Here is a 25,556-nt window from a genome sequence, read left to right on the forward strand (position 1 = left end):
TACCGACCATCGGGCCCAGTGGAACGGCATCCGCGCCACCCGTGACCGTTTGAAACGGTCCAGCGACGCGAAGTAGCCCGCCGCCGACCCGGGGAGGACCATGGGTGACGCTCCGTACACCGTCAGACCGATCGGCGAGGCCGAGTACCCGGCGTTCTGGGACGTGCTCATGGAGTCCTTCGGGGTCACCAGGCCGATCGAGAACCGCGAGGCCAACCGGCCGCTCATCGACTTCGACCGGACGCTCGCGGCGTTCGACGACCGGCTGCTGATCGGGACCGCCATCGCGCACGCCTTCGAGATGAGCGTGCCGGGCGGCGTGCTGCCCGTGGCGGGGATCACCAAGGTCGGCGTGCTGCCCTCGCACCGCCGGCGCGGCGTGTTGCGCGCGATGATGCGCAGGCAGCTGACCGACCTGCACGAGCGGGGCGAGGCCGTCGCCGCGCTGTTCAGCAGCAGCGGCGGGTTCTACCAGCGCTTCGGGTTCGGCTGCGCGTCCCGCGACATGGCCGTACGGGTCCGGCGCGGCGAGTCGGCGTTCATCACCGGCGCGCCCGGCGAGGCGGGCCGGGGCGGCGGGCACGGGCTGCGGCTGACGGTCGCCGACCCCGACGAGGCCTGGCCGCGGCTGTCGGCGGTGTACGACGCGCAGCTGGCCGGGCGGCCCGGCCAGTTCGCCCGCAACGGCGCCTGGTGGCACAAGCGCCTCTACCACCGCGAGCCGAACGCGCTGCGCTGCGTGATCGCCGAGGACGACGCGCGGGCGCGCGGCTACGCGCTGTTCTTCGTGGAGCAGCGCGTCACCGCCGAACGCATCCCCGACGACCAGATCTCGATCATGGAGCTCGTCGCCGTCGACCCGTCCGCGTACGCGGCGCTCTGGCGGCACCTGCTGGACCGCGATCTGGCCTCTGCGGTCGTCGCGGCGCGCCGCCCGGTGGACGACCCCCTCCTGCACCTGCTCGCCGATCCGCGGCGGCTGCGCGCCCAGGTGAACGACGGCCTGTGGGTACGGGTCGTCGACGTCGACCGGGCGCTCCAGGGGCGGGTGTACGGCTGCGACATCGACGTCGTCATCGAGGTGCACGATCCGGTGTGCGCCTGGAACTCCGGCCGCTGGCATCTCTCCGGCGGGGCTGCGGGCGCCCGTTGTGAACGAACGATGCGTTCCGCGCACATCGCCATGCCCATCCACATCCTGGGGGCCGCCTACCTGGGCGGAGTGGGACTTCAGGGCCCGGCGCAGGCCGGATTGGTCCGCGAGTTGAACGCCGGTGCGGTCGATGCGCTGTCCCGCGCACTTGCCTGGGACCCCGCCCCGTGGTGTCCAATGGTCTTTTAGGAGCAGGTCTTCTGGGAGGTGGTCGCAGGTGGTTCAGCCGGGCATGCGCATCACGGTGGACGCGGCGATGCGGGCGCGCGACGTCTCACGTCCGCGTCCCGAGGGCGAAGAGCCTCCCCCGCCGCCCAAGCCCGCCGACTCCGCGAAGCCGCAGACCCGTTCCGCCAAGGGAGAACGCCGCCGCCTGGGCAAGCGCGGCGCCCCGCCCCGCAAGAACTGACCCGGCCCTCAGGAGGAGGACGAAGGCAAGGGCGTCGGTAGCGGCGCGCGGGTCTTCTGCTGCGAATCCGGAGGGCAGAGCACGGCTCCGGTCTTGGGGCCGTCGTACGGGTCGCACTTCATCGCGCGAAGGCTGCCGAGAATCTTGCCGACGGTCGCCTCGTCCGCGCCCGGAACGTTCGGTCCATCGAACACGACCAGGGTGAGCGGCCCCGACGTCGACGCCTCCCGGGCCGCCGCCGCGAGCACATGGATCTTGGCGGCGGCGGAGGTGCACGGGCTCGCGCCGCCCACCCGCTTGATCGTGACACTGTGGTCGACGGCCCGGATGCCGCCCGGCAACGACATGGTCCGGTCGTCGCCGTGCTCGAGGACGGGCGCCTTGCCCTTGACCGTCCAGCCCGCGACCGCCCACTGCTGGGCCGCCGCATAGGCGGTGGACTTGAGGCCGTTGAGCTGGTCGGCGGCCACACCGGTGATGCCCGACCCGCCCCGCAGAGCCGCCTGGGCGAGCACACAGTGGGCCTTCCCCGAGCCCCTGACCTGTGCCACGTGCGTGCCGCCGACGGTCGGATTTCCCTTGGCGTCGGCGAAATAGGCCACATATGACGGGTCGGGCACCTGCCAGCCCGGCGGAACGTCGTAGGCGACCTGGCGTTTCTCGTCGATGACCACCTGCCAGCCGGGAACGACCGGCACCGCCTTCGCGGGCGTGACCGGCCCCGTCGGTGTCGGCTTGCCGGTACCGGTCGGGTGGGGGTCGGGCTTCCCGCCGCTGTCGGCCAGCACCGCCGCGCTGACGCCGACCGCGATGGCGACGGCGGCCGCGGCGGCCCCCAGGGCCGCGAAGAGGCGCCGCCGGCTCTTGCGCGGCGCGGGCTGGTCGATCTGTGTCGGATGAGTCGGTGGGGTCGGATGAGTCGGTGGGGTCGGATGAGTCGGTGGGGTCGGATGAGTCGGTGGGGTCGGGTGGGTTGGCTGGGTCGGATGCGTCGGGTGGGTTGGCTGGGTCGGCTGCGTCGGCTGCGGAACGTTCGGTGGCGGCGTTCCGGCCGAGACCGGCTCCGGCGTGGTGAGCTGAGCGCCCGCGACCTGGCCCGCGGTGCGGTAGATCGCACGCAGGCGACCGGCGACGTCGGCGGCGGAGGCCGGGCGGGCCTCAAGGTCCTTGGCGAGCAGTTCCCGTACGAGAGCGGCGAGGTCCTCGGGCACTCCGGGGCGCTCGATCGGCGGCGGCTCGTCGTTGAGGTGCTGGTACATGAGGGCGGGCATGCCGCCTTCCCCGCTGAACGGGGGCTGCCCGGCGAGCATCTCGTACAGCACGCAGCCGAGCGCGTAGAGGTCGCTGCGCGCCTCGGCCGAGCCGCCGCGGAACTGCTCGGGCGCCATGTAGCGCGGCGTGCCGAGCGAGCCGCCGCCGACCGTGAGCTGGGTGGACGCGTCGGCGAGCCGGGCGATGCCGAAGTCGCAGATCTTGAGCCGCCCGCCCGCGAGCACGATGAGGTTGGGCGGCTTGATGTCGCGGTGCACGACGCCGCGCGAGTGGGCGGCGGCGAGCGCGTCGGCGACCTGGACCGCCAGCCACATCGCGTTCGGCGCGGGCATGCCGTTCGGGTGCGCGTCGATCAGGGCGCGCAGGTCCTGGCCGTCCAGGAGCTCCATCACCAGGAAGACGACGCGTTCGCCCGAGTCGGTGTCCCGTGACTCGTCGGTGTCCCGTGACTCGTCGGTGTCCCGTGACTCGTCGATGTCGAAGACGACGGTGATGCCGGGGTGCTGGAGCGCCCCGGCCGTCTCGGCCTCCCGGCGGAACCGCGCGATCGCGGCGGGGTTGGAGGCCAGTTCGGCCGCCAGGACCTTGATCGCGACGCTGCGCTTCAGCCGCGTGTCGGTGGCCCGCCAGACCTCGCCCATGCCGCCGCGGCCGATGAGCGTCTCCAGGACGTACCGGCCGCCGAGCTCCGTGCCACCTCTCATGGGTGGACATTCCACCAGGAAAGGCGGCTTCCGATCTACATCAGCCCTCGCGCGGGAGCGGCGGGAGTTCGCCGGTGTGCTCGTACGCGCTCAGCATCCGGATCCGGCGGGTGTGCCGCGGCTCCTTGGAGTAGCGCGTCTCCAGGAAGATCTGGACGAACCGGGTGGCGGTGTCCACGTCGTGCTGGCGGGCGCCGATGCTGATGACGTTGGCGTCGTTGTGCTCGCGGGCCAGCTGGGCGGTGTCCTCGTTCCAGACCAGCGCGGCCCGGGCGCCCTTCACCTTGTTCGCGGCGATCTGCTCGCCGTTGCCGGAGCCGCCGATCACGATGCCCAGGCTGCCGGGGTCGGCGACGGTCTTCTCCGCGGCCCGCAGGCAGAACGGCGGGTAGTCGTCGATCTCGTCGTAGACGTAGGCCCCGCAGTCGACGGGCTCGTGGCCGTTGGCCTTGAGCCAGCCGATCAGGTGCTCTTTCAGCTCGAAGCCCGCATGGTCGCTCCCAAGAAACACGCGCATGGCCAGCATTGTCGCAGGCTCCGATCAGCGTGGGGGCGGCGGCCCGCCGTCGTACGGCCGAGGCGGAGAACCGGGTGGAGAGCCGGGCGGGCCACCCGGGGGCGGGGCCTGCGGAGGCGTCTGCGGAGGGCCCGGCTGCCAGCCCGGCGCTCCGGGCGCGTGGCCCGGCGGCTGGGCGGGCGGCGGGCCATAGGGCGAGCCGTACGGGTTCGACGACGGCGGCGCGTAGGGCATCGCCGAGGGGTGCATGGGCGCGCCCCCGGCCGGGGCATGTTGCGTTCCAATGCCCTTGGACCTGGTCATCGAGAAGGCGACCAGCGCGCCGACGCCGGCGAGCCAGCCGTAGGTGAAGCCGAAGCCGAGCCCCTGGCCGACCGTCTGCCACATCACCGAGGTGGACATGGACTTCGGGTAGAGGTCGGTCATCAGCGTCTTGACCAGGAAGCCGCGGATGAGGCCCGCGGCACCGCCCGCGACCAGCGCCGCCCACCAGCCGACGATGAACGCGCCGAACGCGCCCCGCGCCGGGTCCAGCACGCGGACCCCGACGGCCGCCAGCGCGCCGACGAACACCAAGAACAGCAGCAGGCTGATGTCCATGATCGCGACGTACTTGAAGCCCAGGAAGTGGCCCTCGGTGGTGAGCCGCCAGTACGGGAACTCCAGCCACTGCACGAGCGGCCCGAGCGCCTTGTCGGGCCGGGTCGTCCCGTTCTCGAGGAACTTGCGGTTGACCCACTGGTTGGCGAGCAGAAGCGCGATGAGGGCGACCGGCCCCACCGCGCCGATGGCGACGGCCATCCCCCGGCGCGAGTTCATGCGCGCACAGTAAACGGGATCACCCCTGGCCGGATAGACCCCGGCGGTGACGCTCGTGCCTCAGTGGTTCACGCCCGCACCCCTGGGAAGCGGAAACCCGGGTCCACCTGCTCTTCCAGGTCCTCGCCGACCGCGCGGTTCGCCCAGCTCTTGGCGTTCTTGACGTGGAACTCGACGGCCTGGCGCTGGAACTTGTCCCAGTCCTTGGCACGGGCGTCGACGGCTTGCCGCATCCGGCCAAGCGCCCGGCGGTTGACCGCCTCCAGCTCGACGCCCTCGCGGCCCTGCTCCAGCGCCCGTACGGCCGGGGACTGCACCAGCCAGGTCAGCAGGTCGTCGCCGACGTGCTCGCGCAGGTAGTCCACGTCCTCCTCGCCCTGGACCTTGTTGCCGACCACCGAGATCGCGACGTCGTAGTCGCGGGCGTAGTCGGTGTACTGCCGGTAGACCCCGACGCCCTTACGGGTGGGCTCAGCGACCAGGAACATCAGGTCGAACCGCGTGAACAGGCCCGAGGCGAAGGTGTCGGCGCCCGCGGTCATGTCGACCACGACGTACTCCCCCGGCCCGTCGATCAGGTGGTTGAGGTACAGCTCCACCGCGCCGGTCTTGGAGTGGTAGCAGGCCACGCCGAGGTCGTCGTCGTTGAACGGGCCGGTCGCCAGCAGCCGGATCCCGGCCCCGCCGTCCGCACTCCCGCCGTCCACCCGGCCGTCTCCACTCCCGCCGCCCACCCCGACGTCTCCACTCCCCCCGCCCACCCCGCCGTCTCCACTCCCACCGCCCACCCCGACGTACTGCGCGAGCGCGTGGATCGGGTCGTCGTCGCCGGGCCGCAGCAGCCGCGAGCCGGCGCCGGGCGGAGTGGTCTTCACCATGCTCGCGGCGGAGGCGATGCGCGGGTTGTCGCCGCGCAGCCAGTCCTTGATCTCGGTCAGCCGCTCGCCCATCGGCGGGATCTTGGCGGCCCGTTCCTCGTCGAGACCGAGCGCGACCCCGAGGTGCTGGTTGATGTCGGCGTCGATCGCCACCACCGGCATCCCCGCCGCGGCCAGATGCCGCACGAACAGCGACGACAGCGTCGTCTTCCCGCTGCCGCCCTTGCCGACGAACGCGACCTTCACGACGTGACCTCCGGAACCGGATATGAAAACCGTTGCCATCTACGAGCGCAGCAGTCTATGGCGCATCCCCCGCCATCGCAGGCAATCCACGCCGGGCGCGGCGACGAACGACCCGTAGTGACAACACCCCCGTAGTTGCAAAAGATTTGCAACTGCGACACTGTGGAGGGTCGGGATGAGAGAGCACGGTGGGCACGGTGGAGGGCACATGGCGGGCGTTGCGACGGGGAACGGCCTGCGCGGACGGCTCTCCTCGGCGGAGTGGCGCCGGGTCGCCGGGATGGCGGCGTTCATCGCGTTCCTGCACCTGGCCGGCTGGGGCATGCTGCTCCTGCTCGTCGTCCCCGGCGACTACCACCTGGGGAACGGCAAGATCTTCGGCGTCGGGATCGGCCTCACCGCCTACACGCTCGGCATGCGGCACGCCTTCGACGCCGACCACCTGGCCGCGATCGACAACACCACCCGCAAGCTGATGACCGAGGGCCAGCGGCCCGTCTCGGTCGGCTTCTGGTTCTCGCTCGGGCACTCCTCGGTGGTGTTCGTCTCCTGCCTGCTGCTCGGCGTCGGCGTGAAGACGCTGGCGAACGGCATCAGCGACGACGAGTCCGGGCTGCACACCGTGACCGGGACCATCGGCCCGACCGTCTCCGGCACGTTCCTGGCGATCATCGCGACGATCAACCTGGTGATCCTGGTCGGCATCGTCAAGATCTTCCGCGAGATGAAGCGCGGCAGCTACGACGAGGCCGCGCTGGAGGACCAGCTCAACAACCGCGGCTTCATGAACCGCATCCTCGGCCGGTTCACCAAGGCGATCACCAAGCCCGGGCAGATGTACCCGCTCGGCTTCCTGTTCGGCCTGGGCTTCGACACCGCCTCGGAGATCGGCCTGCTCGCGCTCGCGGGCAGCGCGGCGGCGGCCAGCGGCCTGCCCTGGTACGCGGTGCTCTGCCTGCCGATCATCTTCGCCGCCGGCATGTCGCTCTGGGACACCATCGACGGCACGTTCATGAACTTCGCCTACGGCTGGGCGTTCTCCAACCCGGTCCGCAAGATCTTTTACAACATCACGCTGACCGGGATCTCGGTCGTCTTCGCGTTCGTCATCGGCGGCACCGAGCTGCTGCAGGTCGCGCAGGAGCGCTTCGACCTGACCGGCGGCTTCTGGGACTGGATCGCCGCCCTCGACCTCAACATCGCCGGGTTCATCATCACCGGCGTCCTCATCGTGATGTGGCTGGGCGCCATGGCGTTCTGGCGCTTCGGGCGGGTCGAGCAGCGCTGGTCGGCCGCGCTGCGCGACCCGGACCCCGAAGCGTCCTGACAGCTGGTGTCCCCGATCAGTCGAAGATCGGGTCGCGGGTGCGGGTCCGCTTGAGCTCGAAGAAGCCGTCGGTGGAGGCCACCGCCAGCACGCCGTCGAACAGCTTCACGGCCGCCTCGCCGCGCGGGATCGGCGTGACCACCGGGCCGAAGAAGGCGTGCCCGGCGACCTCGATCACCGGCGTGCCGACCTCCTCGCCCACCCGGTCGATGCCGTCCTTGTGGGAGGCGCGCAGCGCCACGTCGTACTCGGCCGAGTCGGCGGCGTCGGCGAGCGCCGGGTCGAGACCGGCCGCGGTCAGGGCCTCCTCGATCATCTCGCGGTCGAACCTGCGCTTCTGGTTGTGCCGGCGCGTGCCGAGCTCGGTGTAGAGCTTGCCGAGCACCTCGGGGCCGTACTTCTGCTCGGCGGCGATGCAGACGCGCACCGGCCCCCAGCCGCGGCCGAGGAGCTCCTTGTACTTCTCCGGTAGATCTTCCTTCCCCTCGTTCAGGACCGAGAGGCTCATCACATGCCAGCGCACGTCGATCGGGCGCTGCTGCTCGACCTCCAGGATCCACCGCGACGTGATCCACGCCCAGGGGCACAGCGGATCGAACCAGAAGTCGACGGGTTCACGGGTTTGCGGGGTCAACGTCAGCCTCCTCAGGCCAGATCAGGACTTACAAACTGGAAACCTGGGACCTGACCTTCCCATTCCCCGGCCTGCCGGTCTTGGTAGACATGGGGGAACAGCTTCTCCGAGCGCAATTGAAGAACAGAGCGCAATTGAAGAGCAGGGAGTACATGTGGCAGGCAACCTGACGCGCGATGAGGCGCGGGAACGGGCCCGGCTGCTCACCGTGGAGTCCTACGCGGTCGAGCTGGACCTCACCACCGGTGAGGAGCGGTTCGGTTCCACCACCGAGATCCGGTTCGCGTGCGCCGAGCCGGGCGCGTCGACGTTCGTCGACCTTCACGGCGGTGTCGTGCGTGAGGTGACGCTCAACGGCAAGGCGCTGGACCCGGCCTCCTACGACGGCGAGAAGGGGCGCGTCCCGCTGCCTGACCTGGCCGCCGAGAACGAGCTGCGGGTGGTCGCGGACGCGACGTACTCGCGGTCCGGCGAGGGGCTGCACCGGTTCGTCGACCCGGTCGACCAGAGCGTCTACCTCTACACGCAGTTCGAGACGGCCGACGCGCACCGGATGTACACCTGCTTCGACCAGCCCGACCTGAAGGCGACGTTCGAGCTGACCGTCACCGCCCCGGCGGACTGGCAGGTGATCACCAACGAGGCCCCCGACCGTGAGGGCGACGGGACGTGGCACTTCCCGGCCACGCCGGTGATGTCGACCTACATCACCGCGCTGATCGCCGGGCCGTACCACGTGGTGCGCGACGAGTACCGGCGCGCGGACGGCAGCGTGATCCCGCTGGGCGTCTACTGCCGGGCCTCGCTGGCCGAGCACCTGGACGCCGACGCGATCGTGGACGTCACCCGCGACGGCTTCGCCTTCTTCGAGAAGGTCTTCGACCGCGCCTACCCGTTCAACAAGTACGACCAGCTCTTCGTGCCCGAGTTCAACGCGGGCGCGATGGAGAACGCGGGCGCGGTGACCTTCCTGGAGGACTACGTCTTCCGGTCGCGGGTCACCGACGCGGCCTACGAGCGGCGCGCCGAGACGATCCTGCACGAGATGGCGCACATGTGGTTCGGCGACCTGGTCACCATGCGCTGGTGGGACGACCTGTGGCTGAACGAGTCGTTCGCGACCTACATGAGCGTGCTGTGCCAGGCCGAGGCGACCAAGTGGACCGGGTCGTGGACCACGTTCGCCAACCTCATGAAGGCGTGGGCCTACCGCCAGGACCAGCTGCCCTCGACGCACCCGATCTCGGCGGACATCGTCGACATCCAGGCGGTCGAGGTCAACTTCGACGGCATCACCTACGCCAAGGGCGCCAGCGTCCTGAAGCAGCTGGTGGCCTATGTCGGCCGGGACAACTTCCTGGAGGGCGTGCGGCGCTACTTCCAGGCTCACGCCTGGGGCAACACCGTGCTGTCGGACCTGCTGAACCCGCTTGAGGAGACCTCGGGCCGCGACCTGACCTCCTGGTCCAAGGAGTGGCTGGAGACGGCCGGGGTCAACACGCTGCGCCCGGTGTACGAGGTGGACGGCGACGGCAACTTCACCTCGTTCGAGGTGTCGCAGGAGGCCAAGCCGGACTACCCGACGCTGCGTTCGCACCGCGTCGCGATCGGCCTGTACGACCGCACCGGCGAGGGTGAAGAGGCGGTTGCCGGGGGGCATGGGGGGTCGTCCTCCCACACAAAGCTGGTGCGGCGCGAGCGGGTCGAGCTGGACGTGGTCGGCGCCCGTACGCAGGTGGCGGAGCTGGTCGGCAAGAAGCGGCCCGACCTGGTGCTGGTGAACGACGACGACCTCACCTACGCCAAGATCCGGCTGGACGAGAATTCGCTGCAGACGCTGGTCACCGGCATCGGCGACATCAAGGACGGCCTGCCGCGCGCGCTGTGCTGGTCGGCGGCGTGGGACATGACCCGCGACGGCGAGATGGCCACCCGCGACTACATCCAGCTCGTGCTGCAGGGCATCCGCGGCGTCACCGACATCTCGGTGTCGCAGACGCTGCTGCGGCAGGCGCGCACGGCCGTTCAGCAGTACGCGGCGCCCGACTGGCGTGACCAGGGCCTGCGCCTCATGGCCGACAAGCTCTACGACCTGGCGCGCGAGGCCGAGGCGGGCTCGGACTTCCAGCTCGCCTACCTCCAGGCGTTCGCGGGCGTCGCGGCGACCGAGGACCACCTGGCCTACCTCCAGGGGCTGCTGGACGGCTCGCAGAGCCTGGACGGGCTCACGGTCGACACCGAGCTGCGCTGGGCCCTCCTGCGCCGCCTGGTCGTCACCGGCAAGGCGGGCAAGACCGAGATCGCCGCCGAGCTGGAGAAGGACGCGACCGCCTCGGGCGAACGGCACGCCGCCGCCTGCGCCGCCGCGATGCCGACCGCCGAGGCCAAGGCCGAGGCCTGGGAGCAGATCCTGTCCGGCAAGCTGCCGAACGCCACCTTCCGCGCCACGCTCGGCGGTTTCGTCGAACCCGACCAGGCGCAGCTGCTCGTCCCGTACGTGGACAAGTACTTCGCCGAGGTCGGCCGGGTCTGGAAGGAGTGGAGCGGCAACATGTCCCAGACGTTCGCCGAGGTCGCCTACCCGTTCCTGATCATCGACCAGTCGACGATCGACCGGACCGAGGCCTACATCGCCGAGAACGACCCGCCGGGGGCGCTCGCGCGCCTGCTGTCGGAGGGCCGTGACGGCGTGGCGCGCGCCCTGCGCGCCCGCGCCAAGGACGCCGCCTCCGCCTGAACGGGTTTCGATCGAACTGGTCCGTCCGGCTGTGTCAGCTGACCTGGCCTTCACTCCGTGACCATGCAATCGTTGCCGTTGCGATTGCATGGTCACGGGGCGTCGGGTGGAAGGTCTAGAGCGTGGAGAGCGCGCGGGATGTATTGAGGGCTTTGGCCAAGCGGCATGCGTTCGGGGATCTGGAGGCCCTCACCGCCGACACCGGGATTCGCGGGCTCTGTGCCTTCGGCCAGCGGGTCCTCGATCTGGACGCCGAGGACTTCGGCATGCCCGAGGAGGTCGGCGAGGTCCCCAAGGACCTGCTGGACAGGGCGCGGGCGAGCCGGATGCCGCAGGCGCCCAAGGAGCAGCCGCGCGGGGCGCTGAAGACGCTCCATCCGGCCTACGGACTACTGCTGGAGGTCATCGACATCCGGTGGAAGCGCCGGGAGATGGCCCCGCTCGTCGCCACCATCCACATCGCGAGCGAGTACCTGGCCATGCTCGCCTGGGAGCCGGTGCTCGGCCACGCGGGCGACCCGGCGCTGCTGGGCCGTTCGGTGAACGGGGAGGGCACCCGCTTCGGCGTCCCCGTCGAGCCGGGGTCCGAGCGGATGTGCGACCACACCCGGCCCGAGCGTTCGGCGTGTGAGCGGGCGCTGCGGGTCTCGGCCGAGCCGCCGCCCGGCTGGCGCGCCTACCTGGACCGCCAGCACAGCCAGGTCGCCCAGGCGCTCGGCGACTGCGCGGCCCGCTGCCGTACGCCCTGCTCGGTGATGTCGCGCATGGACGACGCCGTACGTGCCGACCTCACCGAACGCTGCAAGCTGGCGTCGGAGTTCACCGACAGCGCCCTGGTCCGGCTGCGGCACGCGGCGCCGGTCGGGCACGGCTTCGGAGTCCCGTCACCGGAAGAGGTCCAGACGGCCTGGGCGCGCGCGAGGGCGTCGCTGCGCCACCAGCGGCTCGGCAAGGCCGCGCTGGACGGCTCGGAGGACCGCGGCTACCCGCTGCCGGGCCTGCCCGCGCTCTTCTCGGCGATCGCCGGCGCCGAACTCGTCGCCGACGACCTCCTCCACGAGGTCTCGCACCGCATCACGGCCGCCCTCGCCTGACGGCGACGGCCGACGGCAGACGGGCAGACGGGCAGACGGCAGGCGGCAGGCGGCATCAGGGCTCTACGCGCCTGACGGCGGCGATGGCGTCCAGGACGCGCTGATCGCTGACGAGGGCCTCCAGGAGGACCGGGCGGCCCTCGGCGTCGGCCAGCGGCACGCGCCAGTTGGGGTACTGGTCGACCGTTCCGGGCTGGTTCTGGGTGCGGCGCTCCCCCACCGCGTCGGCCAGTGAGATGCCGATGAGGCGGGCCGGTGTGCGGGACAGTAAGGCGTTCAGGGCCGCCACGACCTCCTGGTCGGTGGCGTCCGGGCCGTTCAGCAGGCCCTCGGAACGCAGCAGTTCCAGCCATTCGGCGAGCTGGCGCCGGTGGTCGGCCCACTCTTCCTCGGCGGGCCGGGTGAGCAGGCCCAGCCGGTCGCGCAGTTCGATGTGGTCACCGTGCAGGATGCCGGTGATCGGCGGCATGTCGTGCGTGCCGACCGTGGCCAGCGACGCCTCCCGCCAGTGCTCGGGACGCTTGGGCCGCCCCTCGTGGTCGCGTTCGAACCACAGCAGGGATGTGCCGAGGATGCCGCGCGTGGCGAGGTCGTCGCGGACCTCCGGCTCGACGGTGCCGAGGTCCTCGCCGATGACGACGGCCCCGGCCCGTTCGGCCTCCTCGACCAGGCAGGTCAGCAGGGCGTCGCGGTCGTAGGCGACGTAGGTGCCCTCGGCCGCCGTACGGCCCTCGGGCACCCACCAGAGCCGGGAGACCTGCATGGCGTGGTCCAGGCGCAGCCCGCCGCCGTGCCGCAGGGTCGCCGCCAGCATCTCGCGGAACGGGCGGTAGGCGGCCTGGGCGAGGCGGTGCGGATGCCAGGGCGGCTGGCCCCAGTCCTGGCCGAGCTGGTTGAACTCGTCCGGTGGCGCGCCGACGCTCATGCCCTGCGCGTACAGCGGCCGGTACATCCAGGCGTCCGCGCTGCCCGGGTGCACGCCTACGGCGAGGTCGTGCACGATCCCGATCGGCATCCCGGACGCCCGTGCGGCGGCCTGTGCGGCGCCGAGCTGGTCGTCCAGCTGCCACTGGAGCCAGGCGTGGAAGTCGACCCGCGTCGCCAGCTGTTTGGCCGCGAGCGCGACGCTGGGGCTGTCGGCCTCCTGGAGCTCGGCGGGCCAGCGATGCCAGTCCGCGCCGTGCTCCTCGGCGATCGCGCACCAGGTGGCGAACGCGGCGAGCGCGGGTCCCTCGCGTTCACGGAACAGGTCGTAGGCGGCCTGGCGCGCGGCGCTCCGGGGCCGGGCGAAGATCGTCTCCAGGGCGGCGCGCTTGGCCGTCCAGACCGCGTCGCGGTCGATGAGCGAGCCCAGGCCGCGTAGTGGCCGGGCGAGGACGGTGAGGCGCTCGCGCTCGGCGGCGGGCAGGTCCGCGTACTCCGGAACGTCCTCGACCCGCAGGTAGAGGGGGCTGGTGAAGCGGCGGCTCATCGGCGAGTAGGGGGACGGCCCGATCGGGACGGCGGGCTCGGTGGCGTGCAGCGGGTTGATCAGGATGAAGCCCGCGCCGAGCGAGCCGCTCCACGCCGCCAGGTCGGCCAGGTCGCGCAGGTCGCCCATCCCCCACGAGCCCCGCGACCGTACGGCGTAGAGCTGGACCGTGAAGCCCCAGGACCGCGGGACCGGCGCCAGCCGCCGGGGCGGCGACAGGTCCACCCCGAGCGCGGCCAGCACCGCGTGGAGGGTCTCGTCGGAGACCTCTGCGTGCCTCCCCTGCCAGTCGACATAGTGCGTCGAGACGTTGTTCGCGCGGGCCAGCCTGCTCAGATGTTCGTCCGCCACGGAGGGACAACTACCCCTAAATCGTGACCTTACTGAGGGGAAGTCACGAAGCGCCGCAGGGAATCACGGCGCTGACGGGAATCACGGCGCTGACGGGAATCACGCAGCCCAGATCGCGGGCTTGCGGTCGATCCAGGGCCGCGCCTCCTCCAGCTGCGCCGCGAGCGAGATCAGCGTGCCCTCGCCGCCCAGGCGTCCGGCCAGCATCACGCCGATCGGCAGGCCCTGGCCGTTCTCATCCGGGGCGGTCCAGTGCAGCGGGACGTTGACCGCGGGCTGCCCGGAGATGTTGTAGGCCGCGCAGAACGGGGTGAAGACCTTCTGGCGCTCGAAGTTCTCGGCGGGCTCCTGGTCGTGGAAGTGGCCGACGGGGGCGGGCGGCTGGGCGAGGGTCGGGCTGAGGATCGCGTCGAACCCGTTCATCACCGGGAGCGCCTGCCGGAGGGCGGCCTGGAGGCTCGCGTGGGCGCGGAAGAGCTGCTCGGCGGAGGTCTTGCGGCCGCGCTCGCGCAGCCACTGCGTCAGCGGCTGGAGGCGGTGCTCCTGGTCGGGGTCGACCGGCGTCATGGTCGCCATGACGCCCCACAGCATCTCGAAGACCGGGACCAGCTCGGGCCCGAAGACCGGCGGAAGCTCGACGACCTCGTGGCCGAGCTCTTCCAGCAGGGCGCCGGCCTCCTCGTAGGCGGCGACGCAGTCCGGGTGGACCTCGGCGCCCGGCACGGCCGGCGCCGCCGTCCGCGCGATCCTCAGCCGCCCGGGGGCGCGGTCGGCGTAGGAGAGGAACGTGCCCTGGGCGGGCGGCGCCGCGTAGAGATCGCCGGGGAACGGGCGGGCCATCACGTCCAGCAGCGCGGCCGCGTCGCGGACCGAGCGCGCGATCGGGCCGTTGGTGGACAGCCCGAACAGGTCGGGGACGACCGGGCCCTGCGAAACCCGGCCCCGGGTCGGCTTGATCCCGAAGAGCCCGCATACGCTACTGGGGATGCGAATCGAGCCGCCGCCGTCGCTGCCCTGCGCGATCGGCGCCAGGCCCGCGGCGACCGCCGCGGCGGCGCCGCCGCTCGATCCGCCGGCCGACCGGGACAGATCCCAGGGGGTGCGCGCGGGTGGCGAAACAGCACTTTCGGTGTAACAGGGCAGTCCGAATTCGGGGGTCGCGGTCTTGCCCAAGAGGACAGAACCCGCTTCCCTCAGGAGCACCACGACATTGTCGTCGGCGAAACCAGTCAGATCGGAAAAAACCGACGATCCGAGCGTCACCCGGACCCCGTTGACCATGTTCAGGTCCTTGACCGGAATCGGCACCCCGTGGAAAGCGGGCAGCTCAGCGGGGGTGGCGGCCTCCAGAACGGCCTTTTCGGCCCGCCGCGCCTCGTCGCGCGCCCGTTCCGCGGTCACGGTCACATATGCTCCGACCTGCGGATTTACCCGCTCAATGCGTTCCAGGTAGTGATCAGTGATCTCCACCGGGGAAAGATCCTTGGCACGAACCGCCTCGGCGAGCGAGAGTGCGGTGAGGTCATGGGTATGGGTCACAGGGACGAACGGTAGACGCCGGATGCGGCACCATCAAAGATGTCAGCAGAGGCACACCGAGGAAGAGGGGATGAAAATAAACCTACCCGGCCGGGACACCCGCGAATCACCCAGACGCGGCGACAAAAGTATTAACCCGACATGACTAGTCGCCCAGCGTCGGAATGATTACTGTGCGCACGGAGGATCATGCATCCCGCGCGAAAGGAATACGGAGCGTCACTCATGGCGATCATGGAGCGGGGCAACGGACAGCAGGCGCGTGGCCAGCCCCACGAAACACCCCTCAAGCGGCCCGCTGAAGAACAGCAGACCTACGGTGACATGCTCAACGACCCCCAGATCCGGCGCTGGCTCGAACGCGCCGGTGTGGCGCTCGTCGTCGGCGTGCTGTTCGCCCTGGTCTTCGACATCAGGATCGGCATCTCGGTGGCGGTGCTGGCGGTGATCGCCGACGTCGTCCGCAGGGCTCGCAAGAGCTCCAGCGTGACGGCCTGGCAGAAGTCGTCGGCCGCCGAACGGCGCACCGAGCGGCAGCTGAAGTCCCTGGAGAAGAACGGGTACCTCGTGCTGCACGCGCGGGCCGTCCCCTACGACGACGAGGGCGTCAGCGACGGCCGGATCGACCACCTGGTGATCGGCCCGACCGGCGTGTACGCGATCGACTCGGAGAAGTGGGACAAGCGCCTTCCGGTGCGGACCCTCTCGCACCGCAAGCTCTTCCACGGCCCCTTCAACAAGAAGGAGCGGCTGGACGAGGCGCGGTGGGAGGCCGACCAGGCCAGCCGGATGATCGAGGAGCGGGTCGGCTTCGAGGTGCCGGTGCAGCCGTCGGTCGCGATCTACGGCCCTTCCATCCCGTGGAAGGTCATGCGGGTCCGCGACGTGGACGTCTACGCGGGCAACAGGGCGAGGGCGTACTTCCGCCGCCGTCCGAAGATCCTGACCGAGACCGACGTCCAGCGGATCTTCAAGGCGGCCGAGAAGGCTCTGCCGCCCAAGTATCCGCAAGAGTACGAAGAGGGCTGAAACCGGGCGGCTTCCGGGCCGTTCAGTACGGCGCTCAACGATGAGCCCCGAGTTATCGGAATCCCCAGCGGGGACCGGTGCCGGAGGGGCACCTCGCTCGACCTGGGACGAGGTGCCGCTTCGACCTCCATCGGTGCCCGCTTCCCTCTGACCTTCGGCCTGAAAGTTGCTCCGCAGGTCTCTCTGCACCTCTCAGACCCAGGCATAGGCACCACTTACGTCTCACCGGCACCACTTTCGACGCCGGACGGGCCCTTCCCCGCCCCCGGCGTTTTCCTTTGCCCCCGGTTGATAGCATCGGGAGTGGTCGAAGCCGACCCCCCAGGACCTCTGCCGGGCCGGCCCGCAGCGCCGCGATCCGCCGCTGCCGCCCACCGAAACCCCAGATCAGGCGCCGTCGCGCGTACGATCATGGCCGCGTACGATCAGAAACTGCCAGCTGTTGAGAGAGGTCCCTATGCCCCCGCTCAGGTCACGTACGGTCACCCACGGCAGGAACATGGCGGGCGCGCGCGCCCTCCTCCGGGCCACCGGGGTAGCCCGCGAGGACTTCGGCAAGCCGATCGTGGCGGTGGCCAACAGCTTCACCCAGTTCGTGCCGGGCCACGTCCACCTGCGCGAGGTCGGCGACGTCGTCGCGGGCGCGGTCCGCGAGGCGGGCGGCATCCCCCGCGAGTTCAACACGATCGCCGTGGACGACGGCATCGCGATGGGCCACGGCGGCATGCTCTACTCGCTGCCCTCCCGCGAGCTGATCGCCGACGCCGTCGAGTACATGGTGAACGCGCACTGTGCCGACGCCATGGTGTGCGTCTCCAACTGCGACAAGATCACCCCGGGCATGCTGCTGGCCGCGATGCGACTCAACATCCCCACGGTCTTCGTCTCCGGCGGCCCGATGGAGGCCGGCAAGCCCGTCTCCGGCGTGCAGAACGGCCACAAGCTCGACCTCATCGACCCGATGATCGCCTCCGCGGACGCCTCGGTCTCCGACGAGACCCTGGCCGAGATGGAGGAGAGCGCCTGCCCGACCTGCGGCTCCTGCTCGGGCATGTTCACCGCCAACTCGATGAACTGCCTGACCGAGGCGATCGGCCTGGCCCTGCCCGGCAACGGCACGGTCCTGGCGACCCACGCCGCCCGCAAGGCCCTCTACCAGGACGCCGGCCGCACGGTCGTGGACGTCGCCCGCCGCTACTACGAGCAGGACGACGAGACCGTACTGCCGCTCAACATCGCCACCAAGGACGCGTTCGAGAACGCCATGGTCCTGGACATCGCGATGGGCGGCTCGACCAACACGATCCTGCACCTGCTCGCCGCCGCCGTCGAAGGCCACGTGGACTTCGGCCTCAAGGAGATCGACGAGCTGTCCCGCCGGGTGCCCTGCGTCTGCAAGCTGGCCCCCGCGACCGCCAAGTACCACGTCGAGGACTGCCACCGCGCGGGCGGCATCCCCGCGCTGCTGGCCGAGCTGGATCGCGGCGGGCTGCTGCACCGCGACGTGCACACCATCCACGGCCCGCTCACCGACTTCCTGGCCGCCTGGGACGTCCGTTCCCCCACGGTCAAGCCCGAGGCCGTGGAGCTCTTCCACGCCGCGCCCGGCGGCGTCCGCACCACCCAGGCGTTCTCTCAGAACGCCCGCTGGGAGGAGCTGGACCTCGACCGCGAAGAGGGCTGCATCCGCGACGTCGAGCACGCCTACACCAAGGACGGCGGCCTGGCCGTCCTCTACGGCAACATCGCCCCCGACGGCGCCATCGTGAAGACCGCCGGCGTCGAAGAGGAGCTGTGGACCTTCGAGGGCCCGGCCGTCGTCTTCGAGAGCCAGGACGACGCGGTCGAGGGCATCCTCGGCGGCAAGGTCAAGGAGGGCGACGTCGTCGTCATCCGCTACGAGGGCCCCAAGGGCGGTCCGGGCATGCAGGAGATGCTCTACCCGACGAGCTTCCTGAAGGGCCGCGGGCTCGGCAAGGCGTGCGCCCTGGTCACCGACGGCCGCTTCTCGGGCGGCACCTCGGGCCTGTCGATCGGCCACGCCTCCCCCGAGGCCGCCGCCGGCGGCGTGATCGCCCTCGCCGAGAACGGCGACCGCGTCGTGATCGACATCCCGCGCCGCATCCTGGAGCTGGACGTCCCTCAGGACGTTCTCACGGCCCGCCGGGAGAAGCTGCTGGCGGGCGGTGGCTACCGCCCCCGCGACCGGCAGCGTCCCGTCTCAGCGGCCCTCCAGGCCTACGCGGCCATGGCGACGTCGGCGTCCACCGGCGCCGCGCGCGATGTCACTCAGCTGAACCGCGACTGACACACGAACGGCCGGCGGCGCATCCGGCCGGCGGCGCATTCGACTAGCGGCGCATTCGGCTGGCAGCGCATTGGGCTGGCAGCGCACGAAAACAAGGCCCGCGCCACCCGGCGCGGGCCTTGTCGCGTTCACGGTCAGCTGCAGCAGCCCCCGCCGCAGCAGCCTCCGCCTCCCGCGGACGGGCGCGGGGCGGGGGCGGTGCCTCGGCCGGTCACGGCGACCGTCGAGAGGAGCTTGACCGTGTCGTCGTGGCCGTCGGGGCACGTGGCGGGGTCGGACGCCTGGATCATCGGGCGGGACACCTCGAACGTCGCCCCGCAGGCGCGGCAGCGGTAGTCATAGCGTGGCACCCACTCAGGATACGCACAGGAGCTAGGCGGCAGGCTCCGTGACGTACGGGGCCCACTGAGGGTCGCCGTCGTGGACGATGCCGATGAGGCGCCAGTGCGCGCCCCTGGGGACGCCTGGCGTGATGGCGAGGCTCCAGCCGATCTCCTCCAGGAGACGGTCGGCCTTGCGATGATTGCAGGTCATGCAGGACGCGACGCAGTTCTCCCACACGTGCTTGCCGCCGCGGCTGCGGGGCTGGACGTGGTCGATGGTCTCGGCGCGGCGGCCGCAGTAGGCGCAGCGGAAGTTGTCGCGGCGCATGAGGGCGGCGCGGGTCAGCGGGACCCGGGTGCGGTACGGGATGCGGACGTAGCGGCGGAGCCTGATCACCGACGGAACGTCGATCGACATCGTGGCCGAGTGGAGAACGGCGCCGGTGGCGTCTTGATGGACGACCTCTGCCTTCTCCCGAAGCACGAGGCAGACCGCCCGCCGGAGCGGAAGCGTGGTGAGTGGTTCGTACGTCGCGTTCAGGAGGAGGACTTGTCGCATCAGACGCCCTCCACCGGGACGTGCTGACGCGGCCGGATCGCCTCGGCGGACGCGCTCTCGCGCGCCTCGGACCGAGGCCCGACTATTGTCTCCGGCACCTGCGCACCCGGCATGAGGACCTCCCCAGGGGCGAACCGACCCGGAATCAGTGTGGCCCGTGAGGGAGGCCGTCCGCTACCCCATTAATCCCCACTTGCGCACCGGATCGAACGCAGAAGGCTCCCACCATCACGGAACGTGACGGCAGGAGCCTCCCGCGTACCCGTGTCGACCGACGTAGCGGTCGGTCGGTCCTTACGGTCAGCTGCCCGTCCATGATCGGCCGGACGTCCCGGCTGGCCCGGGGCGCTACGACCGGCCGGACGTGCGTGCGGCCGGCCGGGTGTTACGGCTGGCCGGACGTGCGTGCGGCTGGCCGGGTGTTACGGCTGGCCGGGTGTGGCGGCGGCCTGGGCGGCGTTGTCGGCCGCCTGGTTGGCGGCGTTGGCGGCCTCGCTGGCCTGGTTCGCGGCCTGGTTGGCGTCGCTGGCGGCCTGGTCGGCGGCGTCGGCGGCCGGGGCCTTCGGCGTGGCGGGCGCGGGCGAGTCGGTCGCGACCGGCGCCGTGCCCTGCTGCCAGGTGACCCGGCCGTTGATCTGCACGGTGCCCGAGGTCTCGGGCGGCAGCACCGCGACGACGGTGCCCTGGCGCTTCTCGCCGGCCTTCAGCGTGCCGTACTCGCAGCGGATCGAGGTCTGGCCGGCCTCGCACGGCTCGTCCACCGTCTTCACCTTGAGCGCCGGCGTCAGCTTGTGCGTGAGAACGACCTTGTCCACGCTCTCGCCGCCGACGTTCTTGACCGTCCAGCGCCAGGTGACCGAGTCACCGGCCTCGGCGACCTCGGGTGCGGAGTAGACGAACTCCACCTTCCCGATGGCGGCGTGCCGCGCCTCGGCGTGCCCCGGCAGGGCCGTTCCCAGCAGCGCCGCCCCCAGCGCCGCCGTGCCGATCGCCGTACGGCCCGCGATGATGCCCTTCATGTCAACCCCCCGATTGATGAGCCCGATGATCAGAGGCCACTTCTACCGAAGATGACCTGCGCATTCACCTCGCCGCACCGCGCTGGCCCCGGCGGGGCACCCGGTGCGGGCCTTGGGTGGGGGTGATAACGGACGGGCCGTTACAGTGCAGGCCATGAGCCGACCGCCGTACCCGCCCGCCGAACGCCAGGACATCGCCGACGACCTTCACGGGCATCGGGTCGCCGATCCGTACCGCTGGCTCGAGGACCCGGCGAGCGAGCGGACCCGGGACTGGCTCACGGGCGAGGAGCGGCTGTTCCGCGCGTACGCCGACGGCCTGCCGGACCGTGACAGGCTGCGGCGGCGGCTGGGCGAACTGCTCGGCGCGGGCAGCGTCGGCTCGCCGGTGTGGCGCGGCGAGCGGCGTTTCTTCACCCGGCGTACGGCCGAGCAGGAGCACCCGGTGCTCTACACGGTCGACCCGGACGGCATCGAGCGGGCGCTGCTGGACCCGATGAAGATCGACCCGTCCGGCACGACGACGCTGGACGGCTGGCAGCCCGACAAGGAGGGCCGGCGGCTGGCCTACAAGGTCTCGCACGGCGGCGACGAGGAGTCGCTGCTGTACGTGATCGACGTGGCGACCGGCGAGCGGGTGGAGGGGCCGATCGACCGCAGCCGCTACTCCTCGATCGCGTGGCTGCCGGGCGGCGAGGCGTACTACTACGTGCGGCGGCTGGCGGCCGACCAGGTCCCGGCGGGCGAGGACCAGTACCACCGGCGCGTCTACCTGCACCGCGTCGGCACCGACCCCGACTCCGACGACGTGCTCATCTTCGGCGACGGGCGCGACAAGACCAACTACTACGGCGCGGCGGTCAGCCGGGACGGCCGCTGGCTCACGGTCTCGTCCTCGCAGGGCACCGCGCCGCGCAACGACCTGTGGATCGCCGACCTCGCCGCCTCCTCGCCGGAACGTCCCGAGCTGGCGCCGGTACAGACGGGCGTGGACGCCGAGGCGGGTCTGCACGTGGGCCGCGACGGCCGCGCGTACGTCTTCACCGACCGCGACGCGCCCCGGTCGCGGCTGTGCGTCGCCGACCCGGCCGACCCCGCGTACGAGAACTGGCGCGACCTCATCCCGCAGGACGCCGAGGCCGTTCTCACCGACTACGCGATCCTCGACGACCTCGACCGGCCCCTGCTGCTGGCGGGCTGGACGCGGCACGCGATCAGCGAGATCACCGTGCACGACCTGGCGACCGGCGAGCGGATCGGCGAGGTCCCGGTGCCGGGGCTCGGCTCGATCGGCGGGCTCGTCGAACGCCCCGAGGGCGGGCACGAGGCATGGTTCGGCTATACCGACAACGTCACGCCCGCGTCGGTGCTGCGCTTCGACGCCCGTACGGGCGAGACCACGCTGTGGGCGTCGGCGCCCGGCACGGTCGAGGTGCCCGAGATCGAGACGCGGCAGATCACCTACGAGTCGTACGACGGAACTCTCGTGCGGATGCTCGTCCTCGCCCGCCCCGACGCGACCGGGCCGGGCTCATCCGGTCCCGGCTCGCCCGGCCCCGACGCGTCCGGTCCCGACGCGTCCGGTCCCGGCTCGCCCGGTCCCGGCTCGCCCGGTCCCGGCTCGCCTGGCCCGCGCCCGACGATCCTGTACGGGTACGGCGGCTTCAACGTGCCGCTCACGCCCGCCTACTCGGCGAGCATCCTCACCTGGGTCGAGATGGGCGGCGTCTACGCGATCGCCAACCTGCGCGGCGGCTCCGAGGAGGGCGAGGAGTGGCACCGCGCGGGCATGCGCGACAAGAAGCAGAACGTCTTCGACGACTTCCACGCCGCCGCCGAGAAGCTGATCGCCGACGGCTGGACCACGACGTCCCGTCTCGCCATCTCCGGCGGCTCCAACGGCGGCCTGCTCGTCGGCGCCGCGCTCACCCAGCGCCCCGACCTCTACGCCGCCGTCGTCTGCTCCGCGCCGCTGTTGGACATGGTGCGGTACGAGCAGTTCGGCCTCGGGCAGACCTGGAACGACGAATACGGCACCGCGGAGGACCCGGTCGAGCTCGGCTGGCTGCTCGGCTACTCCCCGTACCACCACGTCAGCGAGGGAACGGCCTACCCCGCGACGCTGTTCACCATCTTCGACAGCGACACCCGCGTGGACCCGCTGCACGCCCGCAAGATGTGCGCCGCGCTCCAGCACGCCACCAGCTCCGACGCCCCCATCCTCCTCCGCAACGAGTCGGAGGTCGGCCACGCGGCCCGCTCGGTCACCCGTTCCATCGACCTCATGGTCGACACCCTCTCCTTCATGGCCGCCAACACAAGCGGCTGATCACATCACCCACGACTGATGCCCACCGCGTATGCCCACCGCGTATGCCCACCGCGTACGAGTGGGCGAACTCACGTCGCGGGCGCTATTGACGCGTGCTCGAATGGGACGGTGACGATCGTGCAGAGCCCCGCCGTCCAGGAACGCGTCCGCGACCTGCTGAACGCGCCCGCCGACGACCGCGACGGCTACCTCGACCTGCTCGGCCACACCGCCGAGCCCACCCCGACCATCGCGCAGCGCGCGATGCAGTCGACGCTGCTCCCGCAGATCTATGAGCGCGTGTGGCGTCCGATCGGCTTCAACCTCGCCAAGGGCTGGCCGATCGGGCCCGACACCGCCGCCGAGCACACCCTCGCCCGCCAGTGGCTCGGCCTCGGGCAGCCGGGCAAGCTCGGCAACCCGCCCGCGACCGTGCTGGACGTCGCCTGCGGCCCCGGCAACGTGACCCGCGGCCTGGCGGCGGGCGTCGGTGAGGACGGCCTGGTCATCGGCCTCGACGCGGCCCGCCCCATGCTCGCCCGTGCCGCCGCCGACACCCCCGATGCGAACGTCGGCTACGTGCGCGGGAACGCCGTGGACCTGCCGTTCGACGACGGGACGTTCGACGCGGTCTGCTGCTTCGGGGCGCTGTACCTGTTCGACGACCCGTGGGCCGCGGTCGACAGCATGACGCGCGTGCTGAAGCCGGGCGGGCGGCTGGTCATCCTGACCTCGCGGCGCCCGTCGCTGCCGCTGTCGCGGATGGGCGTCGAGCTCGTCGGATCGGCCTCCGGTGTGCGGATGTTCGGCGACGGTGAGGTCACTCGGGCTCTCAGGGACCGCGGATACGACGACATCAAGCGCCGCCGCTACCCGCTGATGCAATTCATCGGGGCCCGCCATCCCTGAGAGCCCCCGACCGGTCTGGTCTTGCGGGGCTGACTCCCAGCAGCCCGTGCCCCGCAAGACCATGAGCAGTCAACCGTTCCGCCGTCTCCGTCCCGTCGCCAAGCCGTCTCCGGGCAGGGGTGCGGGCCGCGGGGCCTTAATGGCCGGGCCCCGCGGCCCTGGTTCGCTGTTCCCTCAGCGGAGGCGTTTCTCCAGGTAGATGTTGACGATGCCGCCGATCACCTCGCGTTTGGTCTCCGACCAGCCGAAGCCTCGGTAGAGAGCGAGGGCGGGGCCCTGGAGTTCGGTGGTGTCGGCGCGCAGGACGCGGTAGCCGAACTCGGCCGCCCGTTCCTCCAGAGCCTGCACCACCGCGGTGCCATAGCCGCGGCGCTGGACCGAGGGGCTCACCCTCAGCCGGACCATCTCCACGGCGTCGAGCTTGGGCGCCCCGGGTACGTAGCCGCCGAACGCGCGGGCACTGCCTCCCGGGACCAGGTCCGCACGGCGCAGGCCGCCCATGGCGACGATCCGGCCGTCCAGTTCACCGACGATGAACTCCCCGTCGTTGCGCAGGTAGATGTCCTCCATCCGGAAAAAGTCGTGGTCGTAGTAGACGCCGTCGCCGGGGCGCAGGCCCACCTGGGCCAGCCCCTCCCTGTGAAGGTCGAGCACGACGGCATGGTCGGCGGCGCGGTAGCGCCGCATGTGAAGGTCGCCGAAGGTCCATGTCGGAGGCTCGGCGTCGAGCCGGACCAGGCGTGCGTGATCCACTCCCCCAGTGGTGATCTGTGGACGGCCTTCGGGGGCGCCGTCCTTCGGGACCATCGGTCCGCTCAGACCTGTTCTGACTGGGGAACGGCGGGCGACTCCTTGGTGGGGCTCTGCACCGAGGGGGCGGACAGAGCCTCGTAGAAGTCCTTGAGCGCGGGTATCTCGCCGACCTTGGCGTTGACGGCGGCGCCGACCTGCCGGGCGCGGTGCACCAGGATGTCGGAGCGATGCTCGTCCGGCAGTTCCTGGATCGCGTCCTGGGCGGCCCGCAGTGCCCCTTCGGGCTGCCCGGCGTGCAGCTGGCAGGACGCACGGTCCAGCCGTACGAGCGTCATGTCCACCCAGTCGGTCGGCGAGTAGAGCGTCAGCGCGTGGCTGAGCACCTCGTCGCCGTGCTTGTGATCCCCGAGGTTGGTGAACGTGTCGCCCTCATAGAACGCCATCTGCCGGTCGGTGAAGCCGAAGGCCAGGTCGCCGGTCTCGGTCTTGGACAGCTGATCGAAGACCGACCGTCCACGCACCAGGGCGCGCCGGGCGCTCGGCGCCGCGTCGCTGCGGCCGCGCAACGCCAGCAGACCGAGGGCGCGCGCCTCCACCGCGGGCGCCATCGCAGCCGCCACGCCGGGACTTCGGCCGGCCAGGTCTTGGGCCTTGCGCGCCAGGTGCAACGCCTCGCGCGGGTCCCCGTAGTACATCGGGACCAGGGACTCGCGCACGGTCACCCAGGCTCGCAACGCCCTGTCGCCGGTCTCGTCCGCCGCCGTACGTGCCGTACGGAAGAACGATCTCGCCAGCCGGTGGTCGCCCAGATTGATCATGATCAGGCCCGACAGTCCGGACAGCTGCGCGGCGATCCGGCACAGCCGCTCCTGCAACTCGACGGGCTGCCGCTTGTCGCACATGCGCCGGACCTCGCTGAAGTCCAGCAGCACGTCGCAGAGCATGCGCAGCGACGGGGTCGCCTGATACTGCTGGCCGTAGCCGAGGGTCGTCTCCTCCCACTGGTCCAGCATGGTGGGCGAGACGGTGGCACTGACCAGGGTGTCGTCCATTTTGCGACGAAGGTTGTCCACGGCCCCGAGGAATTGCCCGTCGAGCGCCACGCCCGCCCCGGCCAGCAACTGCAGAAGGGTTCTGCGAAGCACGATGTCCTCCTCTCCTACATCGATGGAGACGGGACCCTCGGCGCGGTCG

At 71.1% G+C, this 25,556-nt stretch carries 21 protein-coding genes; 9 read left to right on the forward strand and 12 right to left on the reverse strand.

Features of this window, described 5'->3' with window-relative positions:
- Positions 1–100 precede the first annotated feature (100 nt).
- Both J4573_RS01440 and J4573_RS01445 read left to right on the forward strand, forming a co-directional pair.
- Positions 101–1,342: a GNAT family N-acetyltransferase gene (locus tag J4573_RS01440; RefSeq protein WP_208253347.1), complete on the forward strand. Its 1,242-nt coding sequence runs from the start codon at positions 101–103 to the stop codon at positions 1,340–1,342.
- Positions 1,343–1,385: 43 nt separating this feature from the next.
- On the forward strand, positions 1,386–1,562 hold the full coding sequence (locus J4573_RS01445) for a hypothetical protein (RefSeq protein ID WP_208253348.1): 177 nt from the start codon (positions 1,386–1,388) through the stop codon (positions 1,560–1,562).
- An 8-nt stretch (positions 1,563–1,570) separates the two neighbouring features.
- Here J4573_RS01445 and J4573_RS01450 read toward each other — a convergent pair whose 3' ends face one another.
- From J4573_RS01450 to J4573_RS53515, 4 genes are all read right to left on the reverse strand, one after another.
- Complete coding sequence (locus J4573_RS01450) at positions 1,571–3,538, reverse strand: serine/threonine-protein kinase (protein WP_208253349.1); 1,968 nt, start codon at positions 3,536–3,538, stop codon at positions 1,571–1,573.
- A 40-nt stretch (positions 3,539–3,578) separates the two neighbouring features.
- Complete coding sequence (locus tag J4573_RS01455) at positions 3,579–4,055, reverse strand: ribose-5-phosphate isomerase (protein ID WP_208253350.1); 477 nt, start codon at positions 4,053–4,055, stop codon at positions 3,579–3,581.
- Positions 4,056–4,079: 24 nt separating this feature from the next.
- Entirely contained in the window at positions 4,080–4,874 is a 795-nt protein-coding gene (locus tag J4573_RS01460; protein ID WP_208253351.1) for a hypothetical protein, read from the reverse strand.
- Positions 4,875–4,942: 68 nt separating this feature from the next.
- A complete protein-coding gene (locus J4573_RS53515; RefSeq protein WP_307796444.1) occupies positions 4,943–5,998 on the reverse strand; it encodes an ATP-binding protein in 1,056 nt (351 codons plus the stop codon).
- Positions 5,999–6,206: 208 nt separating this feature from the next.
- Between J4573_RS53515 and nicT the strand changes: the two genes are divergently transcribed.
- Positions 6,207–7,325 (forward strand): Nickel transporter NicT, encoded by a 1,119-nt coding sequence (gene nicT, locus J4573_RS01475; protein WP_208253352.1) that lies wholly within the window; start codon positions 6,207–6,209, stop codon positions 7,323–7,325.
- Between the two features lie 16 nt (positions 7,326–7,341).
- Here nicT and J4573_RS01480 read toward each other — a convergent pair whose 3' ends face one another.
- Positions 7,342–7,965 (reverse strand): mycothiol-dependent nitroreductase Rv2466c family protein, encoded by a 624-nt coding sequence (locus tag J4573_RS01480; RefSeq protein WP_208253802.1) that lies wholly within the window; start codon positions 7,963–7,965, stop codon positions 7,342–7,344.
- 148 nt (positions 7,966–8,113) lie between these two features.
- On the opposite strand from J4573_RS01480, the gene pepN reads away from it, so the two are divergent.
- Together pepN and J4573_RS01490 are read left to right on the forward strand one after the other, a co-directional pair.
- Positions 8,114–10,696 (forward strand): aminopeptidase N, encoded by a 2,583-nt coding sequence (pepN, locus tag J4573_RS01485; protein ID WP_208253353.1) that lies wholly within the window; start codon positions 8,114–8,116, stop codon positions 10,694–10,696.
- 152 nt (positions 10,697–10,848) lie between these two features.
- Complete coding sequence (locus J4573_RS01490; protein ID WP_243772288.1) at positions 10,849–11,790, forward strand: hypothetical protein; 942 nt, start codon at positions 10,849–10,851, stop codon at positions 11,788–11,790.
- A 55-nt stretch (positions 11,791–11,845) separates the two neighbouring features.
- Here J4573_RS01490 and malQ read toward each other — a convergent pair whose 3' ends face one another.
- Positions 11,846–13,612, reverse strand: a complete 1,767-nt coding sequence (gene malQ, locus J4573_RS01495) for a 4-alpha-glucanotransferase (protein ID WP_208253355.1) — start codon at positions 13,610–13,612, stop codon at positions 11,846–11,848.
- 99 nt (positions 13,613–13,711) lie between these two features.
- Positions 13,712–15,151 (reverse strand): amidase, encoded by a 1,440-nt coding sequence (locus J4573_RS01500; RefSeq protein ID WP_208253356.1) that lies wholly within the window; start codon positions 15,149–15,151, stop codon positions 13,712–13,714.
- A gap of 225 nt (positions 15,152–15,376) precedes the next feature.
- Between J4573_RS01500 and J4573_RS01505 the strand changes: the two genes are divergently transcribed.
- Both J4573_RS01505 and ilvD read left to right on the forward strand, forming a co-directional pair.
- Complete coding sequence (locus J4573_RS01505; RefSeq protein WP_208253357.1) at positions 15,377–16,180, forward strand: nuclease-related domain-containing protein; 804 nt, start codon at positions 15,377–15,379, stop codon at positions 16,178–16,180.
- 457 nt (positions 16,181–16,637) lie between these two features.
- Positions 16,638–18,488, forward strand: a complete 1,851-nt coding sequence (ilvD, locus tag J4573_RS01510; protein WP_208253358.1) for a dihydroxy-acid dehydratase — start codon at positions 16,638–16,640, stop codon at positions 18,486–18,488.
- Between the two features lie 134 nt (positions 18,489–18,622).
- Here ilvD and J4573_RS01515 read toward each other — a convergent pair whose 3' ends face one another.
- The 3 genes from J4573_RS01515 to J4573_RS01525 form a co-directional block, all read right to left on the reverse strand.
- A complete protein-coding gene (locus J4573_RS01515) occupies positions 18,623–18,838 on the reverse strand; it encodes an FmdB family zinc ribbon protein (protein ID WP_208253359.1) in 216 nt (71 codons plus the stop codon).
- A gap of 22 nt (positions 18,839–18,860) precedes the next feature.
- On the reverse strand, positions 18,861–19,370 hold the full coding sequence (locus J4573_RS01520; RefSeq protein WP_208253360.1) for an HNH endonuclease: 510 nt from the start codon (positions 19,368–19,370) through the stop codon (positions 18,861–18,863).
- Between the two features lie 422 nt (positions 19,371–19,792).
- Positions 19,793–20,389 (reverse strand): DUF11 domain-containing protein, encoded by a 597-nt coding sequence (locus tag J4573_RS01525; RefSeq protein ID WP_208253361.1) that lies wholly within the window; start codon positions 20,387–20,389, stop codon positions 19,793–19,795.
- A 154-nt stretch (positions 20,390–20,543) separates the two neighbouring features.
- Between J4573_RS01525 and J4573_RS01530 the strand changes: the two genes are divergently transcribed.
- Positions 20,544–22,718 carry a prolyl oligopeptidase family serine peptidase gene (locus tag J4573_RS01530; RefSeq protein ID WP_208253362.1) on the forward strand — a complete coding sequence of 725 codons (2,175 nt, stop codon included), beginning with the start codon at positions 20,544–20,546 and terminating at the stop codon, positions 22,716–22,718.
- A gap of 111 nt (positions 22,719–22,829) precedes the next feature.
- Positions 22,830–23,609, forward strand: coding sequence for a class I SAM-dependent methyltransferase (locus J4573_RS01535; protein ID WP_307796445.1), 780 nt, complete (start codon positions 22,830–22,832; stop codon positions 23,607–23,609).
- Between the two features lie 174 nt (positions 23,610–23,783).
- Here the strand turns inward: J4573_RS01535 and J4573_RS01540 are convergent, their stop codons facing one another.
- Complete coding sequence (locus tag J4573_RS01540) at positions 23,784–24,362, reverse strand: GNAT family N-acetyltransferase (protein WP_307796446.1); 579 nt, start codon at positions 24,360–24,362, stop codon at positions 23,784–23,786.
- Between the two features lie 62 nt (positions 24,363–24,424).
- Entirely contained in the window at positions 24,425–25,507 is a 1,083-nt protein-coding gene (locus J4573_RS01545; protein ID WP_243772289.1) for an NsdA family TPR-like regulatory protein, read from the reverse strand.
- Positions 25,508–25,556: the final 49 nt, after the last annotated feature.

Source organism: Actinomadura barringtoniae (genome assembly GCF_017573505.1).
Classification (GTDB): domain Bacteria; phylum Actinomycetota; class Actinomycetes; order Streptosporangiales; family Streptosporangiaceae; genus Spirillospora; species Spirillospora barringtoniae.

What these genes read in the sequence shown, in the direction of transcription:
- J4573_RS01440 (WP_208253347.1), top strand. Translation starts at nt 101, where the DNA reads ATGGGTGACGCTCCGTACACCGTCAGACCGATCGGCGAGGCCGAGTAC.
- J4573_RS01445 (WP_208253348.1), top strand. Translation starts at nt 1,386, where the DNA reads ATGCGCATCACGGTGGACGCGGCGATGCGGGCGCGCGACGTCTCACGT.
- J4573_RS01450 (WP_208253349.1), bottom strand. Translation starts at nt 3,538, where the DNA reads ATGAGAGGTGGCACGGAGCTCGGCGGCCGGTACGTCCTGGAGACGCTC.
- J4573_RS01455 (WP_208253350.1), bottom strand. Translation starts at nt 4,055, where the DNA reads ATGCGCGTGTTTCTTGGGAGCGACCATGCGGGCTTCGAGCTGAAAGAG.
- J4573_RS01460 (WP_208253351.1), bottom strand. Translation starts at nt 4,874, where the DNA reads ATGAACTCGCGCCGGGGGATGGCCGTCGCCATCGGCGCGGTGGGGCCG.
- nicT (WP_208253352.1), top strand. Translation starts at nt 6,207, where the DNA reads ATGGCGGGCGTTGCGACGGGGAACGGCCTGCGCGGACGGCTCTCCTCG.
- J4573_RS01505 (WP_208253357.1), top strand. Translation starts at nt 15,377, where the DNA reads ATGGCGATCATGGAGCGGGGCAACGGACAGCAGGCGCGTGGCCAGCCC.
- ilvD (WP_208253358.1), top strand. Translation starts at nt 16,638, where the DNA reads ATGCCCCCGCTCAGGTCACGTACGGTCACCCACGGCAGGAACATGGCG.
- J4573_RS01520 (WP_208253360.1), bottom strand. Translation starts at nt 19,370, where the DNA reads ATGCGACAAGTCCTCCTCCTGAACGCGACGTACGAACCACTCACCACG.
- J4573_RS01525 (WP_208253361.1), bottom strand. Translation starts at nt 20,389, where the DNA reads ATGAAGGGCATCATCGCGGGCCGTACGGCGATCGGCACGGCGGCGCTG.
- J4573_RS01530 (WP_208253362.1), top strand. Translation starts at nt 20,544, where the DNA reads ATGAGCCGACCGCCGTACCCGCCCGCCGAACGCCAGGACATCGCCGAC.